The 20,601-nt window shown below is 40.9% G+C and carries 16 protein-coding genes; 10 read left to right on the top strand and 6 right to left on the bottom strand.

All coding sequences use genetic code 11. The features are described 5' to 3' along the window. Positions 1–32: 32 nt before the first annotated feature. Positions 33–602 carry an alkyl hydroperoxide reductase subunit C gene (ahpC, locus tag PAUR_RS22535; protein ID WP_192509958.1) on the bottom strand — a complete coding sequence of 190 codons (570 nt, stop codon included), beginning with the start codon at positions 600–602 and terminating at the stop codon, positions 33–35. 284 nt (positions 603–886) lie between these two features. On the opposite strand from ahpC, the gene PAUR_RS22530 reads away from it, so the two are divergent. From PAUR_RS22530 to PAUR_RS22520, 3 genes are all read left to right on the top strand, one after another. Then, positions 887–1,312 (top strand): DUF3429 domain-containing protein, encoded by a 426-nt coding sequence (locus PAUR_RS22530; protein ID WP_192509957.1) that lies wholly within the window; start codon positions 887–889, stop codon positions 1,310–1,312. A 56-nt stretch (positions 1,313–1,368) separates the two neighbouring features. After that, on the top strand, positions 1,369–2,211 hold the full coding sequence (locus PAUR_RS22525) for a GGDEF domain-containing protein (protein ID WP_192509956.1): 843 nt from the start codon (positions 1,369–1,371) through the stop codon (positions 2,209–2,211). 114 nt (positions 2,212–2,325) lie between these two features. After that, on the top strand, positions 2,326–3,405 hold the full coding sequence (locus PAUR_RS22520; RefSeq protein ID WP_192509955.1) for a methyl-accepting chemotaxis protein: 1,080 nt from the start codon (positions 2,326–2,328) through the stop codon (positions 3,403–3,405). Between the two features lie 169 nt (positions 3,406–3,574). On the opposite strand, the gene PAUR_RS22515 is transcribed toward PAUR_RS22520, so the two are convergent. Beyond that, a complete protein-coding gene (locus tag PAUR_RS22515; protein ID WP_192509954.1) occupies positions 3,575–4,294 on the bottom strand; it encodes an SDR family oxidoreductase in 720 nt (239 codons plus the stop codon). 240 nt (positions 4,295–4,534) lie between these two features. On the opposite strand from PAUR_RS22515, the gene PAUR_RS22510 reads away from it, so the two are divergent. The 3 genes from PAUR_RS22510 (at position 4,535) to PAUR_RS22500 (ending at position 7,327) form a co-directional block, all read left to right on the top strand. Continuing rightward, positions 4,535–5,428, top strand: coding sequence for a LysR family transcriptional regulator (locus tag PAUR_RS22510; protein ID WP_192509953.1), 894 nt, complete (start codon positions 4,535–4,537; stop codon positions 5,426–5,428). 82 nt (positions 5,429–5,510) lie between these two features. Continuing rightward, complete coding sequence (locus PAUR_RS22505) at positions 5,511–6,320, top strand: Rossmann-like fold-containing protein (RefSeq protein WP_192509952.1); 810 nt, start codon at positions 5,511–5,513, stop codon at positions 6,318–6,320. 152 nt (positions 6,321–6,472) lie between these two features. Continuing rightward, on the top strand, positions 6,473–7,327 hold the full coding sequence (locus PAUR_RS22500; RefSeq protein ID WP_192509951.1) for an EamA family transporter: 855 nt from the start codon (positions 6,473–6,475) through the stop codon (positions 7,325–7,327). Between the two features lie 142 nt (positions 7,328–7,469). Here the strand turns inward: PAUR_RS22500 and PAUR_RS22495 are convergent, their stop codons facing one another. The 3 genes from PAUR_RS22495 to PAUR_RS22485 all read right to left on the bottom strand — a co-directional run bounded on the left by PAUR_RS22495 (position 7,470) and on the right by PAUR_RS22485 (position 11,523). Beyond that, positions 7,470–8,450, bottom strand: a complete 981-nt coding sequence (locus tag PAUR_RS22495) for a S41 family peptidase (RefSeq protein WP_192509950.1) — start codon at positions 8,448–8,450, stop codon at positions 7,470–7,472. Positions 8,451–8,504: 54 nt separating this feature from the next. Then, positions 8,505–8,915 carry a hypothetical protein gene (locus PAUR_RS22490; protein ID WP_192509949.1) on the bottom strand — a complete coding sequence of 137 codons (411 nt, stop codon included), beginning with the start codon at positions 8,913–8,915 and terminating at the stop codon, positions 8,505–8,507. A gap of 115 nt (positions 8,916–9,030) precedes the next feature. Continuing rightward, entirely contained in the window at positions 9,031–11,523 is a 2,493-nt protein-coding gene (locus PAUR_RS22485; RefSeq protein WP_192509948.1) for an alpha/beta hydrolase family protein, read from the bottom strand. Between the two features lie 178 nt (positions 11,524–11,701). Here PAUR_RS22485 and PAUR_RS22480 point away from each other — a divergent pair, with 178 nt between their 5' ends. Together PAUR_RS22480 and PAUR_RS22475 are read left to right on the top strand one after the other, a co-directional pair. Further along, the gene (locus PAUR_RS22480) at positions 11,702–12,712 is read left to right on the top strand and encodes a LacI family DNA-binding transcriptional regulator (RefSeq protein ID WP_192509947.1); all 1,011 of its coding nucleotides are present in this window, start codon (positions 11,702–11,704) and stop codon (positions 12,710–12,712) included. Beyond that, the gene (locus PAUR_RS22475; protein WP_192509946.1) at positions 12,709–13,935 is read left to right on the top strand and encodes a glycosyltransferase; all 1,227 of its coding nucleotides are present in this window, start codon (positions 12,709–12,711) and stop codon (positions 13,933–13,935) included. The genes PAUR_RS22480 and PAUR_RS22475 overlap by 4 nt, the downstream gene beginning before the upstream one ends. A 63-nt stretch (positions 13,936–13,998) precedes the next feature. On the opposite strand, the gene PAUR_RS22470 is transcribed toward PAUR_RS22475, so the two are convergent. Beyond that, complete coding sequence (locus PAUR_RS22470) at positions 13,999–15,957, bottom strand: methyl-accepting chemotaxis protein (protein ID WP_192509945.1); 1,959 nt, start codon at positions 15,955–15,957, stop codon at positions 13,999–14,001. A 354-nt stretch (positions 15,958–16,311) separates the two neighbouring features. Between PAUR_RS22470 and PAUR_RS22465 the strand changes: the two genes are divergently transcribed. Continuing rightward, the gene (locus PAUR_RS22465) at positions 16,312–17,538 is read left to right on the top strand and encodes a threonine/serine exporter family protein (protein WP_192509944.1); all 1,227 of its coding nucleotides are present in this window, start codon (positions 16,312–16,314) and stop codon (positions 17,536–17,538) included. Between the two features lie 293 nt (positions 17,539–17,831). Further along, positions 17,832–20,390 (top strand): TonB-dependent receptor, encoded by a 2,559-nt coding sequence (locus tag PAUR_RS22460; RefSeq protein ID WP_192509943.1) that lies wholly within the window; start codon positions 17,832–17,834, stop codon positions 20,388–20,390. Positions 20,391–20,601 lie beyond the last annotated feature (211 nt).

Raw genomic sequence — 20,601 nt, 5'->3', positions numbered from 1 at the left:
GAACAGACCACCCCCAATAAACAGCTTACTCGTTAGATTTTTCCAACTAAGTCAAGTGATGGTGCAAGTGTTTCTTCACCTGGCTGCCAAGATGCTGGGCATACTTCACCATCATGGCTTGCAATGTATTGCGCCGCTTGTACTTTTCGTAGTAACTCTTTTGCGCTGCGACCAATGCCTAAGTCATGCGTTTCAATCACTTTAATTTCACCTTCAGGGTTAATCACGAATGTACCGCGAAGTGCTAACCCTTCTTCTTCAATCATCACACCGAAGTTACGCGTAATACGTCCTGTTGGGTCACCTACCATTGGGAATTTAATTTTTTGAATCGTGTCAGACGTATCGTGCCATGCTTTATGTGTAAAGTGCGTGTCAGTTGATACTGAGAAAACTTCTACACCCATTTCTTGTAGTTGAGCGTAATAATCAGCAACATCACCTAATTCAGTTGGGCAAACAAATGTGAAGTCTGCAGGGTAGAAAAACACAATTGACCATTTTCCAAGTAAGTCTTGCTCGCTCACCTCTACAAAGTCACCGTTGTGGTAAGCAGTTGCATTGAAAGGCTTAATTGTTGTATTTATCAAAGAAGTACTCATAGTTAAATTCTCTCTTTTAGTTACTGTTATTCAAGTGTGTTAGCGAACAGTAATTAGCGTTACTAACCTTGTTCGCTTTGCTTGGTAACTAAGATAGAGCTTTATGAGTAACAAATAAAATTGATTGTTTAGATTAACTCAATCGATATTTTGGATGAAATAAAACAACAGTCACCCTTTCGTGCGAAAATACCAATGAAGTAGACAAAACGTACCGTAAGCATTGTGCCTAAGGTATACTGATCACGTACAACATGAATACCTTAAACAATAAAGAGTCAGCAATGCATCCATTCATAAACCATATCCAACTTGGCTACTTTGGCCTATTACCCTTTTTGGCTTGCGTGTTTTGGCCATTATTGCTAGGTACATCGGTCATAGCCATCGACACATTTATCTATTACAGCTTAGGCATATTAGCGTTTATGGCAGGGACATTGTGGCGTGCGGGAGAACAATCTTACACGCACGCAGTGATGGCTGTACTGGTTGTGATCCCATTTCCTTTGCTCGCACTCTTTAATGCTCCGACAGTACTGGGCTACCTCGCTGTTTCGTATCCTACGCTGTTGGTGTTTGAACGTGGTATGCCTACTTGGCAAAATTACCATAAGGATTACCACAAGATGCGGTATGTTCTAACCTCTGTGGTATTTGTGTGTCATTTATTTATGTTAGCGCAAAGCGTTGAGTTAACACGGTTATAGCCTATTTTTTAAATTATCTGCTATACATATAAATAAGATATTTGAAAGGCATGCATATGGTGGTTAGAGGGCTCCTCGTACTGATCTGGTTAATTGTCGCACTATTCACTGTGTGGAAATTCAATCAGCCTGATTTTTATTGGGATACCTTTGAGGAAATTTTCTGGTTCGGCTTGACCACATCTTTAATTGCACTTAGCCTGCCTCACTTCAAAAATAAATTACTGCTATTTGGCTGGGCTTTATACTGCGCGGGATTGCTGCTTGATATAACGGATGATTTTATCAGTGATGCAACCTTCCCATTACTCGTACTCGATACCTCCTTAAAGAATATTGGTTTTTTAATTACCTGCTATGGCATGTTTGCTATGATCTTAACCAAACGCAGTGTCATTGGTTTACTCAACCAAGAAATCGAACAACGGCAAAAGCTGGAAGCACAATTGCGTTACGAAGCCAATCATGATCCCCTTACCCAGATTGGCAATCGAAAAGCCTGTTTTGAAACATTTAATGACGTGAGTAACAAAAAATCTCTATTGTTCTATTTTGACTTAGATGACTTTAAGCACGCAAATGACAAATATGGCCATCACGTTGGCGACAATATACTCAAAGCGTTTTCTACTTCACTCGTCAAAGAGTTTGGAGACGCATTTTGCTTTAGAATTGGAGGAGATGAATTCGTTGCCTTTGCTGATAATACCCATGTAGATGTTTCAGTCTTAAGAGATTTATTACTCGAGCACATTTTTGAGTATGGCGTTGGATTGAGTATAGGCACAGCAGAAACAAACCCACAAGAACAACCCGATACGATAGTCCAGCGTGCAGATTCTAGTATGTACTCTGATAAAGCCAGTAAAATCGTTCGAACCCGACCGCGCCAAAATTAAGTTTTAGTTAACTCAAAATAGATTTACCTCAATAACTAAGTGACTTGTTGTAGCACTTTAGCTAATTCACTGATACCCTCAGCATTGAAAATTGTTTAATCAGGGATATCGGCCGTGTTAGATCAACTATTTAGTAACAAACACCAAAAACAAAAAATTGCAGATCTAGAGCGCTCAATCGAAGAGCTGACTCGTGAAAATACGCAACTCAAAGCCGACAATGATGACCTAACTGAAAAGCTCGTTCAAACGCAAGCGCAACTCAACGATAATACCGATAACCAATTACTCCAATGTGCTATGCATGGACTGTCACAAGTCCAGGGGATCCGCGAAACAGTTTTGCAAAGCTTCACTGATATTGATCAAGAAAGCCAGTCTATCACGCAAGTAAACAAGTCGTTTGAAACCTCAGAGAATTCATTAAAGAATATTCTCCAAGGTATGGAGAGCTTGGCTGGCAATATGGGTGATATGACAGATAATATTTCAGGTTTGTCACAAATGGCTGATAACATTAATACGTTCGTGACAACCATTTCTAAAATATCTGACCAAACTAACTTACTGGCCTTAAATGCAGCGATAGAAGCAGCTCGTGCTGGTGAAGCAGGACGCGGGTTCAGCGTCGTCGCAGATGAAGTTCGTGCATTGGCCAATAATACCAATGAATCTGCTAATGAGGTATCTGACTTAGTTAAGAAAATTATTGATACCACACAGTTAACCGTGAATGCTGTAAGCATTATTCAAGATTCAAACCAGAACCTTTCTGGCAGCATTTCACACTTAAACGATGAATATAAAGACATTGTCAGTAGTTGTGGTTCAATGAAAAATACGATCATGAATGCGACCACTCAAACCTTTATTCAAACAGTCAAACTTGATCACGTTGTATGGAAAGGCGATGTATATAATCATTTAATTGGTGCAGATAAACAACCGATCGATAGTTTTGCTGACCATGCCAGCTGTCGCCTAGGCCGTTGGTTAAAAGGTGAAGGTGCCAAAAAATTCGGCAACTCAAACGCGTTCAAACGTATTGATACTCCACATAAAGAAGTACACCGAGCGGGTGTCGAAGCCATGATGTTATTTTCGTCCGGAGATAAACAAGCTGCTATCGCGCAGCTCAACAGAATGGAAAATGCGAGTAACGAAGTAATGGCCTTGCTTGACCAATTGACATAACTCCCCTATTCGCCGTTACAGTTCAAATGTGAACTGACTTAGTCGTCTCATCAACTAAGTCAGTTTTTCAAAACATTTTCTATTCCAAAACTCTTGTCCAAACCAGAGGTTATCTAGAAAACACAACCATTCACTTCATATCATTTAACAAATCGAATTAACTTACATACTATGGCTGCTGTTTCGTTGCCGCCAAAACTATTTCTCGAATGCACACATGCTGAGGTTGCGAGTAAGCAAATAAAATGGCATTGGCAACATCATTAGGCTCTAGCGCACCACCCATATCTTCTTTCCATGATTCATAACCCATAATAATATCAGTCGATGTCGTGTGCGATAGTAATTCGGTCTCAACCGCCCCCGGCGCCACCGTTATCACTCTAACATTACTCTCAGCTACTTCTTCTCTGACGTTTTCTGATATGGCGTGAACAGCAAATTTAGTTCCACAATATGCAGCGTGATTGGCAAACGTTTTTCGCCCAGCTATCGAGCTAATGTTTATGATGGTCCCCGTATTTTGAGATTTCATTGCTGATAGTACTGTTTGCATACCATTGAGTAATCCGAGTACGTTAACGTCATACATCGTTTTCCATTCAGCTGTACTTTGATTGTTGATCTGACCAAGTAACATTACACCAGCGTTATTGACCAGTAAATCTACAGGCCCATATGTTTGTACCGCTAAATTCACGGCTTCTTGAAATGATGTGCAATCCGTTACGTCTACCTTCGCACATAGTGTATTGGCTAGCTTGAGCGCCTGCAGCTTTTCAACACGTCTTGCAATCAGTAAAAGCGGATGACCCAGTTCACTCATTTTCTTCGCTAAAGCCTCACCAATACCAGAACTCGCACCTGTGATTACGACTAAACCTTTCATCTTATACCTTTTCATTAAACTGTTTGTGTTACAGGGAAGTATAATAAAGACATTGTATTTGACGATATATAGCCTAGAATTCATATCATTGAGTCCTATTAGTTGACAATAAACTCCACAGTATGAACGTTAACGACATTAATCATTAAGAAACATCAGTAATGATTTACCACTGTGCCACTTATAGTTACATACACTAACCTCGGGTTTGGTTTATTAACCATTGACAATAAGGTCTATATGAACAAACAAGTAAACTTGACGGATATAAACGTTTTTGTGGTATTGGCCGAAGTGGGTAGCTTTACAAAAGCCGCTGAAAAATTATCCTGCTCACGGTCGTACATTTCAAAACAGTTAGCTCAGTTAGAGTCTGCACTGGGAGTTACCCTATTAATAAGAACAACTCGAACTCAGCACCTTACAGCGCAAGGTGAAATATTATTTGCGCAATGTAGTAATGCTCTTAGTGGTATTTCTGGTGCAATCGACACTGTGGTAGATAGCTCACACTCCCTCTCTGGGAGCATAAAGATCAATTGCATCGGCGGCCATATCGGTGAAGATGTTGTTGCCCCTTTGATAAACGATTTCATGAACACATATCCACATATTAATATCGAAATTGATTTTTCAAGTAAACGTGTGGATCTCATATCCGGTGAGTTTGATTTTGTGTTTCGGATGGGGAAACTTGAAGATTCAGCGCTTATCGCACAAAAACTTACAGATATTAAAATCGATACGTATGTAAGCCCACAATATTTATCTTTGTATGGCAAGCCTACTTCACCTAAAGAGTTAACACGGCATAAGTGTATCATCGGAAGTATTAAGAATTGGGTCTTTACCCATGGCAAAACGAACCGCAAATTAGATGTGTTCGTTAATGGTAGTTTAACCTGCAAAAATGGCAGAGTTATGGTCTCTTCTGCCGTCGCTGGCAATGGTGTTATCAGAGTGCCCAAAATATACTGTAAAGCCGAACTCGATAGCGGACTATTGGTTCAATTGTTCGACGATTGGCATATAGATTCTACGCCATTCTATTTAATGTATGTTAAAGACCAACATCAACCAGCAAGACTGAGAGTCTTTAAGGAGTTTATCATCAATCGGTTCAAAAATTCCTAATACACTCCGTTCACCGATAAATTGAACCGTGCCTATAAAGGAAATGATATACTTGCTAGGAATAAACTGAGTATGGCATTTCATGATATTAAATAAGCAATGGCGGATATTAACCGTAGGTGATGGCGACTTAAGCTTTTCACTGGCTTTACTGAACAATTTACACCCACAGCATTTAACGGCAAGCATATACGACAGTGAATTGCAGTTGAGAGAGAAATATCAATCTCATTCACTCGACGTCCTTCAAGAAAACCATATCGAAGTGTATACCGAATTTGATGTCACTCAGCCTGAGAGTTGGCAACGTATAAAACAACAAAGCTTTGATGTCGTGATTTTTCAGTTTCCACTGATCCCTGGTTTTACCAGTAAAGGAGAATTTGATACCCAAGCGTTATCCGTTAATACGTTAAACCGCAGACTACTGCGATATTTTCTACTGTTTGCAGACCGCTATGCGTTAGACCCTCATGGAGAAATGCTATGCTACATCACCTCTAAAGATGTGAAACCCTATTGTGAGTGGGACTTAGAATCTTCCTTAAATATTGGCCTTGATATTAAATACCTAGGGCAATCTCCATTTGATATTACCCTGTTCGATGGTTATAGAATTCGTAATGTTGATAGAGATAAGCATGTAAAAGACACCAGCGGCACAACGTATGTTTGGTCTAGAAAATGTAATCCGTACTTAAAAAACAAGCTCACAAAACCCTATTATTTAGCTGATAATCATTGCGCGCTTTGTCGCGCCGGACCTTTTATGACCACGAAAGATCAGCTGGCGCACCTAAATTCTAAGAAGCACCGTACTATGTTACGTCATCAAAATGATTGGTATAAACACCTAGGATTGAGTGAAATTTATGAAAATCGAACCCTTTAAAATAAACAAAAAGAAAACTCAAAGTTTCACCTTGTAAATGCACAGAACAACAAAAGTTAAACTTTACGATAAGGTATACAATATGCTTGAGGCGCCGCTGATCTCACAGTAGACTAGCGCCCTGTTTTACGCTTTGTCCTTAGAGTACGTTTATGCCAACAATTAACAAAGATGCGCTATTTGCGGTTGCGTGTTTACTTTGTGCAATGATCACTATTCAATCCGGTGCATCAATCGCCAAACAGCTATTCCCATTTGTTGGTCCAGAAGGCACGACAGCTTATCGTTTAGGGTTTTCAGCGCTCATTCTTTGCCTTATTTTTCGCCCGTGGCGACGCCTGCCTCGCAATTGGAAACCCATTATTATTTATGGCCTATGCCTAGGTGGGATGAACATTACATTTTATTATGCAATTGAACGGATCCCCATTGGTATTGGCGTCGCATTAGAGTTTACTGGGCCGCTTGCTGTCGCGCTTTTTTCATCAAAACGTAAACGCGATTATTTATGGGTCGCATTTGCTATGTTAGGTATCGTACTTTTGCTGCCTGATATTAACAGTGCTGATGGTCTTGATCCAGTTGGCGTTATTTTAGCACTCGTGGCAGGTGCATTCTGGGCAGGATATATATTGTTTGGTAAAAAAACAGGTAACCAAGGCTCGGGAGGCGCAACGGTTGCTCTCGGTATGACCGTAGCTGCAATTGTACTCGTCCCTTATGGTGTAGCCTTGCAAGGCAGTGCATTACTTGATTGGCAATTGCTCCCTCTTGGTATCATGATTGGTTTATTATCTAGCGCCCTTCCATACAGTTTAGAAATGGTTGCACTACGAAATATGTCGGCACAGAGCTTTAGCATAATGATGAGTTTAGAGCCCGCAATTGCCGCACTGGCTGGACTATTAATATTGGCAGAAATGCTCACACTCCTGCAATGGACAGCGGTATTCATGGTAATAATAGCCTCGTTGGGCAGTTCTATGTCAGGCTCAAAATCATCATAGTCTTAGTTTGATAAAAAGTATCATGGAGTATAGACCATGATACTTTTAGTGATTATGAACTACTCATCGCAACGACTAAAAAGTGCAAAGTACCGCACGTTTATAGCCATATTCACGGTCATAAAACAGGCAGTTAATTACCCTACTCAGCGCCATTATTGTTAAGTGACGATAAATGATAGTTAATAGTCCAATCGAGTGCAGAGTCTGCATCGACTCTATAGTGCGGGCTGACCCCTTTTTGTTCCCAATTTGTTTTTGTTATCGGGCTTACCGGGCGACCCATTGGAATGCGAATGAATAGCCAATCATTTATTTTTTGAGCCCCTGTATAATGCGCCAGACCCGCTGTTTTCTCCCCTATCACAACGGCTCTTTTTAAATGTTTCAACGTATAACTTAATATTTCAGGCGCGCTGGCAACGCGATCACTGGTTAAAATGTACAGCGGAGTATTTTTAAAAGAATTCGTTCCTTCGATATAGTAGCTGGTAATTCGAGCTTCTAACTCGCCACCTTTTCCATGCAAATCCCACAGAATGGTGCCCTGTGGGACAAAGTGGCTTATTATATGCTGCACTAAAGAAGGGGACCCCCCACCACTGTCTCGTAAATCAACAATTAACGCATTACTTCTAGATAAAAATGCGAAGGCCTCAGAAGCAACTTGTTTTGCCATATGGTCAGGATGAAACTTATGCATTTTAATGTATCCTACATTCCCTGTTAATATCCGCACTTGCTCAAAAGCAAAGTTATTAACTCGTTTTTCATCTTCCTCTTTGAGCACATGTGATACTCGACCATTTTTGGGAACAAGTTGAACGCTCAAGTGGCGGTCTCCACTTAAACTTTGCAACAGCTCAGTGACTTCTTTAATAAAATCACGTTTAGTATTAATGTGAGAAAACTGACCTTGGATCTGTTTTTGAGCCATTTCCTGAGCAACAGATTCGCCCACTTTTGGTAAAACATAGGTATCACGCATGGCGTGACCAATACCCTCAATGGCATTTTGACGCTGTGCTATAGTTAGTCGACCATCACAGGCATCTGCATAATGCGCTAAAAATATGCTCAGGATGACAACTAGTAAGCGTAAGAAAAGATAAAAATAATTCATGGTATGCCTTTATTAATTAATTGAATGTCGTTATAAACGTGTTAAATCAAAAAATTAAAATAACCTTAAACCATGCTTAGTTTGCTTCTCTAATACATTTGAATCTCGCCATATACCCACTCGATGCACAGCCCCCAGCCCGAGCTTTAAATACCATGGCGGATGTTTTAAATGTGTATAAACGTGATAACGTTTACATAAACACCCCATCGCACCCAACAATAGGATAACGAAAAATTCAACATATAGTTGAACAGCGTGAATGAATAGGGCTGCATTTGTGCTCGAAGTAACAATACTGGGATTATCATATACTACATTTGATAGAGTTTGCTCTATCATTGGCTCTGCTAAAAACCTGCTGGCAGCACTGTTATCAATATTAAGACACGACAGTCCAATCAGTAGCACCAAAACAGCACAATTGATTGATATGGTCATATGTTTAAATAAAGCTAAAAGCACCGTTAACACCTAACATGATCATCCACTAACTATAATGCAGCCACTTACCATAAATTCAAGCCAGCCGTTATAATCACGTGCATAACCCTATACCACACACGTAACTGCGAGTAACTTAAAGTACGTCAGTGCCCGTCTCACCCGCATCTACCATGTCATCGAGTAAAATTGAATCAATATTGTTGATCTCGTCCACCTTAGGCAGCGGTAACAAGTATTTTTCTATCCACTTTTCTTGCTCCCATAGGACGTGTAAGATACTCTCTCGAGCTCGGTAACTATGTCCTTCATAAGGTAACATAACCAATCGCGCTTCTTTTCCCAGCCCTTTCATCGCAGCATACATACGCTCTGATTGCATAGGAAACGTGCCCGCGTTTGGATCTTTTTCTCCATGGATCATTAACATTGGTTCGTTAATTTTATCTACGTGGAAAAAAGGAGACATTGCGTTGTACTGACTTTGTGCTTGCCAGAAGTCACGTTCTTCTCCTTGAAAACCAAATGGTGTCAAGCTTCTGTTATATGCCCCACTGCGAGCAATACCTGCCACAAATAAATCAGAGTGCGCTAATAAGTTTGCCACCATAAATGCGCCATATGAATGCCCTGCAATCGCAATACGCTCAGGATCAGCGATACCTTGATCAACCAGTATATCTACAGCGGCTTTTGCACTTGCAATGAGTTGAGTTCTAAAACTGTCATTGGGTTGCTGTGTACCTTCACCAATAATTGGCATTTTGGGGTCATCAAACACCGCTATTCCTTTCGCTAAATAAGGCATTGGTCCCCAATACCCAATGTATGGAAATGCATATGGAGACTCTCTTACTTGTGAAGCAACTTTTTTATTTTTGTATTCCAGTGGATATGCCCACATGAGTACAGGGATAGGCCCTTCTGATGGATCATAATTAAGTGGCAAATATAAATTCCCTGTTAACTCTACACCATCACTTCTTTGGTATTTAAGCTGCTCCTTAGTCACCCCTTTAAATTTGGGATAAGGATGAGGAAAACGCGTCAACTGCGTTAATGAATCAAATGTAAGATCACGAATAAAGAAGTTTGGTTGCTCCAATTTAGACTCTCGTAACGTAATAAAACGCATTCCTTCGTCATCTAATAAAGCGCGTACCCGTTCATAATACGGCGCTTCTGACTGCCATAACCGAGTGGTACTATTGGTTTTTACATCAAATCTATCTAAAAATGGCTTATTACCTTCTTTGCTTGCCCCATCACCTTGCAAAAATAAATAGCGACCTCCAACTAGCTTTAAGACATCAACCCCTAAGTCATTTTTCTCTGTCACAAATCGCCCTGGGTGCTTATACGCATCATTGTAACTACGCTCTGAAAAAACCACTCGTCTATCATCTGCATTGCGAGGGGAAATAACAGATGTACGAACCATACGATTAGCAAATTGCCACTCTGTAAGCATCGCAATATTATCATCCACCCACTGAATACCGGAAAATCTGTCTTTTACCTTAGCAAACAGTTCTGGCTCTCTTTTAAATGGTGCACTTATGGTATAAAGATGGTCATGATATTCAGCAGCATTTTTCATATCTCCACCATCTTGAGCCTCAGCCCATAATACCGTTGCACCTTTATCTTTGCGCCACTGAAAATCTCTTGCGCCAACGCGTACACTATCAAAGCCTTGCGGTATATTGTCGGCCAAAGGCTGCAGCGCCAATTGATAAAGAGGAAACCCCGTCATTCCCCACACTTGCCAGACTGATGCAAAGCGCTGGTACGGTAGCTGGTAAGAAAAAGGCGTATCAATCATTCCCACGATTAAATTGGTCGAATCAGGAGAAACCGAAAATGACTTTAAGTAAGTTGGCTTACCGATGACTTTTGCTTGACCATTCAAGCGCAGTTTTGCAAGTTGACCTTGCGCAAAAAATTTGAATTCGGCTTCATCCTGTGCGTTTTTCAACAAATTTTGATAAGTACGAATTGGCGCTTTCACACCGCTACTTTGTTGTACAATCGGCGCTATTTTTTGGCTTTTCTCAGACATTAGCGGCTTTCCATGATTGACCGCAAAGTTCACCACAAAGCCGCTGCTATCAGGCAACCATTTATAGGCATTTTTAGTAACAACACCATTGAGAGATGTTGTTGTCATTTGTTTTGTTTGACGAGTTTTAATGTCATATAGCCACAAAGTAGCACTGTGTTTTTGTTCTACAATAAAGCTAATATATTGACTATTTGATGACCAGCTGACATCTCTTAACTTTCCATTGGGAAGTCCTTTAAGACTGACAATGGAACCCGTTTCTACATGTTTCAGCTCTATTTCTGAATACACTCGCGATGATTTTCGCATAAACGTAAGGGGATTAAATTTAACTCCTGCTAGTGCTTTTTCAGGTAATTTTAATTCATTTAAAGGGACAACTCGCTCGCGTTTTAGTAGTGCTAACCAGCGGCCATCAGCGCTTAACTTACTTTGTGGAATAAGCGGCGCATCGACAATGTTCATTAGTTCTGCTGAAGGGCTTTGATAACCTGCGCTTTGCTCTGCTGCAATAGCGGTAATACTCCACCACCCTATAACGCAATAAAACAACCAATTTCTCATTTTGTAAAAATCCCTGCACTTAAAATGACTAACTTGGCCATAATATACGTGAATAATAGAAAAATGCAGCCAAATAAGGGATTTTTAACGTTCGCTACTACTTTTTTGACGCTCTTATTTACGCTAAAATGCATTTTCGTCAACAGCAAGCCCCTACTTTAGGCAAATACCGTCTCTTATGAAAAATAATAAGCCAGAAAAAGTAACCATTTTCGATGTAGCTAGAGAAGCACAAGTCTCCAAATCTACTGTTTCTTTAGTATTAACACAAAGTGATAAGGTCAGTGATAAGAGTAAAGAGCGCGTGCTAAAAGCCATTGAAACACTTGGATATGTCTATAACCGCGATGCCGCAGCGCTGCGCAGTAAACGCTCAAATCTCGTAGCTGTTGTGATCAATGATTTAACAAACCCGTATTCAGCACAATTAGCGGTCGGGCTTGAAAAACACATTTATGCACTTGGCATGGTACCTATGCTAGTGAATACAGGCGAAAGCTTCGCGCGCCAGCAACAAGTAGTAAACACCTTAAAAGAATATAATGTGGCAGCATTTGTCATGTGCCCTGCACCTGGTACTGATCGTGAATGGGTAGATAACTTAATCAACAGTGGATTTCCTGTTATCAATATCATGCGTGAAATCCCCTACTCTAGTGCGCCCACCATTTTACCCGACAACCAAAAAGGCACACATTTAGCCACCTCACATTTATTAGAGCAAGGTATTACAGATATCGCGTTTCTTGGCGGTATTGCTGATATTTCTGATTACCATGAGCGAATTGCAGGCTTTAATTCCGCCTTAAAGTTAAAAGGTATCACAGACCAAAAGCGCATCATTGAAGCCCCTACCAACCGACAAGGCGGCAGAGAAGCGTTTAATACCTTGTTTACACAAGCACCAAATACCAAAGCCATCGTGTGCTTCAGTGATGTAATTGCCTATGGCGCTATCGAAGCTATGCGTCAGCACAATTTAATCCCAGGAAAAGACGTTAAAGTCGTCGGGTTTGATGATTTAGCAGATTCATGTCTGATGCAGCCTGCATTATCATCTGTGCGTATTGATGCCAATGACATAGGAAAAAGAACCTGTCAGACACTGGGTGAGATACTTAATAAAGCGCAGCCAGCAGTCAGGACACTTGTTGATGTTTCAGTTCAAATACGTGAATCGTCACTATGAGTAAAAAAGTATTGGTGATTGGCTATGTATGGCCAGAGCCTAACTCATCAGCTGCAGGTAGTCATATGATGTCTATTTTGCGGTTCTTCAAAAAACAACAATGGCAAGTTGAGTTTGCCAGCCCAGCTCAAGTTACAGAGCATATGATTGACTTATCATATGAAGACATAACCACCAAGAGTATTACCCTTAATTGTGCTAGCTTTGATACGTATGTTCAATCGTTCGCACCCGATATCGTCATGTTTGATCGGTTTATGATGGAAGAGCAATTTGGCTGGCGAGTTGATAAGTATGCACCTAACGCGCTTAAAATCCTCGATACTGAAGATTTACAATGCTTACGAAATGCACGCCATGATGCCCATAAAGCTCAGCGCTCATTTACACACAATGACCTGATGAGTTCACTCGCTAAGCGAGAAATTGCCGCAATATTACGCTGCGACATGAGTTTGATTATTTCTAGCTATGAAATGACCTTATTGGCGTCTGTTTTTAAAGTGGATAACACATTACTGCATCATTTACCTTTTATGGTCGACTTGGATAAAATAAATAAAAATGTCCCAAGCTTTGAACAGCGTCAACATTTTATGACCATTGGCAACTTTCGTCACGCGCCGAATTGGGATGCCGTATTGTATTTACAAGAGATCTGGCCTCTGATCAGAAAATCGCTGCCAAATGCTGAATTACATATTTATGGCTCTTATCCTCCCCCAAAGGCCACTGCTCTTAACAACACTAAAACGGGTTTTTTGATTAAAGGATGGGCTGAAAACGCACTGGAAGTTATGCAAAAAAGTAGAGTGTGTTTGTCTCCTCTTCGTTTCGGTGCAGGTATTAAAGGCAAGCTACTTGAAGCAATGATCACGCAAACCCCCTGTGTTACGACTAGTATTGGTGCCGAAGGTATGCATGGTACTCTAGCATGGCATGGCGCCATAGCTGATTCAGCAGAAGAGTTTGCCCAACAAGCCATTGCTTTATATCAATCGCCAACACGCTACAATGACGCTCAAAATGCCGGCAACAAGTTACTTGAACATCACTATGATAGTAGGCAATTAGAAACTCAATTGCTTGACAAAATTCAACGCACTATTGCGCACTTAAACGAGCACCGAAACCAAAACTTTACCGGTCAAATGCTCAAACATCACACCATGCAAAGCACCAAGTATATGGCCCAATGGATCGAAGCCAAAAACAAGCATTGATCATACATAGATATGTATTACTGAAGCCTAACACGTGGAGTCATGCTTCAGTAATGTGCTCCCTTATACTTTAAAGTTGCCAGCAATGTCTTGTAACTGATCTGCTAACCCTTTGAGCTCCTCACTGGCTGCCGCTGATTTATTGCTCGTTTGCTCACTCAATTCAGCTGAATCAGTTAAAAATGTAATGTTTTGATTGATATCCTCACACACTGTCGACTGTTCATTAATGGCAACTGCAACTTGATTATTCATATCGTTAATGACACTAATTTTACCTAATATTTTATCCAGTGATTCTTTTGTTTCAGACGACAGCTCCACGGTATTCAACGCTTCACTTGAACTTTCATTCATGCTCGCCACCGCTTTATTAGTACCTGATTGCAAAGACTCTATCATGGTCTGGATTTCGGTCGTTGAATCTTGAGTCCGTTTAGCAAGACTTCTTACTTCATCTGCCACCACAGCAAAGCCTCGGCCTTGCTCTCCAGCTCTCGCTGCTTCAATTGCGGCGTTCAATGCAAGTAAATTCGTTTGCTCTGAAATGTTACCAATAACCTCTACTACTGCACCAATATTTTGACTGCTTTGGGCCAGTGTTTTTATATCCTGCATCGCGTTTTCTATGGTTGAAGATAATCGCTCAATCGCCGATACCATTTGCTCAATCAATGATAAACCGCCTTCAGCTGAAACTTTTGCGTCATTCGCCGAGGATGCCGAGCTACTTGAAAGCTTAACGACTTCCTGAATGCTATATGCCATTTCATTTAAAGCTGTGGCAATTTGGGCGCTGCGATCTTTTTGCTGAGACACCACATCTTGCGTTTCACCAGCGATCATCGCTGATAACTGAGCTTGTTCAGTTAATCGATGTCCCGTGCTTACTACACCTGAAATAGCCATGCTCAAATTATCTGACATAGCCGCCATAGACGCATAAATACCGGTACTTTCAGACTTTCCATCAAACTTTTGCGTAAAGTCGCCATTAGCAATACACTCAGCTACGGCCGCAATTTCAAGCGGTTCTCCACCAATCGGTTTACGGATCACTCTGGGTAATACAATGGCCAAGAATATGCCACCAATCACAGCTATAACAGAAATAATACTCACTAAGCTCAACAGAAACTCCGTTGTACCTTTTACTTTTGGACCTATTTCATCTTGCTTCGCTTTGACTCCCAGTTTTAACTCCTCTAACTGTTCAGCAATTTCAGCACCAATTGGATTCAGTTTTGCAGAGATAAGACCGTTTCTTGTTGAGATAATTCTGGTAACTTTGTCAAAAGACGCGAGGTAACTTTTCACAGACGATTTAATTTGAGCCAGCTCAGGTGAGATTTCAGGGTATTGACTCACAGTGCCATCAAGTGCCCGCATCAATTTTTCTTTGAGCTCAGATTCTGCACGGTTTCTATCAGTATCACTATTCGTCACTAAGTATTTAACAACGTACAAACGCCCCAAAAGTAAAAACTCTTCGGCTTTGGCTATGGCATATAACTCTTGAGAACGTTGTTCATTATTTAGTTTATCTAGTAATCGTGTAAATTGCTCTCGAATGTCTTTCCCTTGCGGGTTTAACTCATTATTGACAACATTATGACGTTGCGAGATGAGCCCTTGCACTTCTTTGAATGCGCGATCATATTCTGTGAGCAAATCACTGCTTTTTTCCAATATTTGACGACGCTGACGATCGGTCACTTTCGTTTTCGCTTCTAAAAAGAAACCTTGTAACTTGTCCATTCGTTCGTCATATTGTTTAACAATTGCAGGGCTACTATCTGATAGATATTTTATCACGCCAATTCTTGCGTAAAGTAAATTCGCTTGCATCCGGCCCGATAAATTCGTTTCCAGCGCTAAGCTTCGATAACTGGTGAAGCCACTTTGCGCCGAACTTAAACCGTAATACCCAGACACACTGACCACCACTAACAAAATAATTAGCAATGAGAATGACAATCTTAACTGCTTACCCAGCGCCATACCTTCAATCATACCTAACATATTCGCACCTACGACTATTCTATTAGAACTAGTATAAGTGAAGATTGAGAATAAAATTGGACCCAAATCAAATAAATGCAAAATATTCAATTATTTTCATATGGTTAATACAATAAAATTTATGAAATTAACTGCATATTTTAAGGTTGAAAACGCATATTTACCCGAGTAATTTATCAACCCTATAAAAATGCAAATTAAATTCGATAAATGACCTAGACTTTGCGATAAAAGCGATTAAAATGCGCAGAAATCTACCATTATTAGAGTTAATTTTTATAATTAACTAGACTATATAAGGTATCGCGACGCAACGAATTGCGTAGTCTTTTTATCATTTTAGGTTTAACACCGTTGAACACAGCTACCTTTACCCAAAAACGAAAGCTTATTGTGAAACTTGGCAAGATGCTTCATAAATATGGCACGCCAGCTTATCGCCTTGAAGCTCATTTAATGGAAGTCGCAACCCACTTAGATCTTAAGTCGGCTTTTGTTATGTCTCCAACTTCAGTTACCTTTGTTATTTGGTCTGAAGGCCATGAGGATGAATACACTCACGTCGCACGAGTAGAACCGGGCGACCACGATTTAGGTAGTCTTGCTGATACCGACGAAATTGTGTCTCGTATGTTGGCTGGTGAGCTATCAATTGATGAGGCTGATACGTGTTTAGACAATATTAGTGAACAACTTAATCCATACAGTAAACTCCTCACTGGTACCGCTTTTTCTATTTCTGGTGCTGCTTTTGCCATGTTAATGGGCACTAGTTGGAACGACGTTTTATGGTCTGGGTTATTCTCAATTCTAGTCTTTATTTTTGTAATATGGTCTGCTCGCTCCAAACGCGTCACACATATGTTAGAACCGCTCGTTGCAATTGTTGCAGCATTAGGCGCATGTGCTATCAGTCGCTATATCGACCCAAGCATTAACATTCGGCTCGTGGTGCTCTCGGCCATTATTGTATTTATCCCAGGCTTAGCGCTCGCGCTCGCATTTGCTGAACTATCAGCAAGACATCTGGTATCTGGTACAGCACGTGTTATGGATGCCCTCATGCTATTGTTCAAGCTCTACTTTGGCGCATTCCTCGGAATGAGTCTTGGCTTTGCTCTTTTTGGCATTACCGACTTTGTTCAGCCTGAGCCGTTACCAAAATGGACTGCTTGGTTAGCCATTTTACTTCTGTGTACCAGTCTCATCGTGATCTTCCGAACCAAACTAAAGCATGCTAGTTGGTCTATCGCTTCTGGTTTTATAGCCTATGGTGCCAGTGTCAGCGCAGCGCTTTATTTTGATTATTCAATCGGTGCCTTTGTCGGCGCCTTTGCCGTCGGTGTGTTTAGTAACTTCTTCAATCGTATGGTGAATGCACCAGCTTCTATTGTTGCAATGCAAGGTCTCATTGTACTCGTTCCTGGGTCAAAGACGTATATCGGTTTAAACTCTCTTATTGAAGGGCAAAGCTTTTTACACGCAGATCATATAGGACAACAGACATTCCTCATCTTCATGTCGTTAGTGGCAGGACTTATATTTGCCAATGTCGCGCTTCCTCCTAAAAAGAGCCTCTAACTCACTTATGTGAAATAGCGTTAAGCGGCCTAAACCCTCCTTATCGCTATTTCTACTTGTGAAAGCAACCACTGCGCTCACTGTTTTTTCTGGGTAATATTACTCAAAAAGCAAAAAACCAAACCAACAACCATGCAAGCAATTGATATTATTAATTTTAATAATATCAAAAAACAAAAAACCATCTTTCACAATTAATCATTTCAATTCAAGATTTAATTTTTTACAGCGTGTTTAATAGCCTTAGTCGCAATACCAATTACATATATAAAATGCAACCAAGGGGACTAAACATGCTCACCAATAAGAAAAACAAACTTACTTTAATCATTAGCAGCCTGTTAATGACATCAACAGCCGGAGTTTCTTCATTTGCACATGCAGCGGGTGCAAAAACAGATGAAGTAGAAGTAATTCAAGTACGAGGTATTCGTGGCAGCGTGGTTAAGTCAATCAATACTAAACGCTACGCAAATTCTATCGTCGATGCCGTCACTTCTGAAGACATAGGTAAGTTTCCAGACCAAAATGTTGCCGAATCGCTACAGCGTATTACCGGTGTATCAATGAGTAGAAACTTTGGTGAAGGCGAGCGCATCAGTATCCGAGGTACATCAGAGAATCAAAATAGAACCCTATTAAATGGCCAAGCCGTTGGTTCTGCAGATTGGTGGGTCGACTCGTCAGCCAGCCGAGGCTTTAACTACACCATGTTGCCATCAGAAATTGTTTCAGGCCTAGAGGTATACAAATCACCAGAAGCCGATATAGATGAGGGGTCTATTGGTGGTACAGTAATTGTACGTACTCGAAAACCACTCGATCTTGATGCCAATAAGATTGCGGGCTCAGTTCTTATGCAGCACAGTGAAATTTCTGGCGAAACCGACCCTCAAGTAGCGGGTTTGTATAGCTGGAAAGACAGTGAAGAAAAATTTGGTGCTTTAATTTCCGTATTTAGGCAAGAACGAAACTTACGACGCGATGGTATCGAAGCATGGAGCTGGTCACATCGTGACATTACCTTAGAAGATGGTACTGAAATAAACAATGTGTATACGCCCGGTGGTGGTGGCTCAGCCATGTTCACTCAAGAACGCATTAGAACGGGGTTCAACTTAACACTTCAGTATCGTCCATCTGACAACACAGATATTACTTTCAACGCGCTAGATTCTACAATGGAGGCTAACAATGCAAACCAGAACTTTCTCTGGCTTCCAGGCTATGGTAACTCTCAATACACCTCTTTAGACGTTGTTGAACACGACAAAGTAGGGAAGTTTGCACAAGCGGGCACAATGGGCCTTTCTCCTGACGGCAATAATATTCTTGATGAAACGAAAATTCGTAATTCAAAGCTCAAAACCAAATCTTATGACTTAAAATTAGATCATGAAGGTGAACTGTGGAGTTCTTCATACCACATAGGTGTCACGGAAGGCTCTGGTGGAACACAAACAGACCGGAGTGTGGGATGGGAAGGCAATGCTGTTCATAGCTTTAATGCGTCACAAAAAGAAAGCATTGGAACCAGCTATGCCAATGACCCTGCTGATGGCAGTAAATGGGACCTCGGCTTCTTACGTTATGACAGCAACGATGCATTGGATAAAGAGTACTATCTTCAAACTGATTTTGAACGACCGGTTGACTTAGCTGTGTTTAGCAAAATTAAGATAGGTGCTAAGTATCGAGACCATAAAAGAGAAAATGTTCGCTTACGTTCACAAACACGAACGGACTTAAACTGGAGTTTAGCTGACTATTCATTTGCCTCCCCCAGTGACTTTTTGTCTGGCATTGGTACAAACGACACGTTACGAAATTATGCAATGACAGACCTCACTACAACACGTGCAGCTGGCGATGCGCTAGATTGGCAATACGGATTGCTTCACGATAGTAACTTCGCTATCAAAGAAGAGATTTTGGCCGGTTATATTAAAGCAGATATAGATGTTGAAGGTATGCGCGGTAACCTTGGTGTCAGGTTGGTAGAAACACAACAGACAACCGGTGCTTATGTCGGCCCGGCTGATGCTAAAGTTTGGAAAGAAGAAGACACCAGCTATTTTGATATTTTACCCAGTATTAACCTTGCCATTGACCTTGATGAAGATATGTTACTGCGCTTTGGCGCAGCGAGAGTTATGACTCGCCCTGACTATGCAGCAATGACCAATGCCACAACTTACAATACTGAAACGCGTGTTGGAACTGGTGGCAATTCAAAAATTGATCCATATCGTGCCACGCAATTTGACATTGGATATGAATGGTACTTCTCTGAAGCTGGCATATTCTCAGCGGCGATATTCTATAAGGATTTGCAATCAACACTTGGGAATAATACGCAAACAGAAATATTTGACGGTGTGCCGATTGAGATTAGTCGTCCGATTAACGGTCCGTCTGGCACCTTACAAGGCTTAGAATTAGGCTTTCAAACTGAAATATCTGAAGGGTTCGGTATCTCAGCCAATTACACCTACGTAGATGGCGAGTCCAAAGATGTTGACGGTAATGATATTCTTATTCCTGGCATATCTGAAAGTACGTTCAACTTTAGTACGTATTATGAAACAGAGACATATAGCGGTCGAATTTCATACAACTACCGAACAGGGTATGATACTGGTAGAGCATGGCCAGGATACCAAGATGCCTATGGCCAAATTGACGCAACACTGAGTTACAACGTTACCGAAAATATTACCGCTGTTTTTGAAGCCGTTAACTTAACAGACGAGCATACGTTTAGTTACCAAGAAGAGGGCGTTGAGCATGCTCTCACGGGTGTGTATGCCGATGGCCGTCGCTTTGTTGCTGGTATTAGATTTAACTTCTAGTCGAAGATTGTATAGCTAACACAGATTCGACTATCCATGGATGGACGCTCCTTGCCCGGGGCAAAAGCTGATAGCAGTTGCTATCAGCTTTTTCTTTTATCCACCTGATATAGGTTCGGAAACTGGTATTTATAAAATAAAACAGTACAATCGATTGTAAGGAAATTATTGGGTTATCCGCCCTGTTATCTTTTCATCATAAATCAATAAG

Origin of the sequence: Pseudoalteromonas aurantia 208 (genome assembly GCF_014858725.1) — a bacterium.
GTDB classification, from domain to species: Bacteria; Pseudomonadota; Gammaproteobacteria; order Enterobacterales; family Alteromonadaceae; genus Pseudoalteromonas; species Pseudoalteromonas aurantia.
This window is presented reverse-complemented; position numbering and strand designations above follow the sequence as displayed.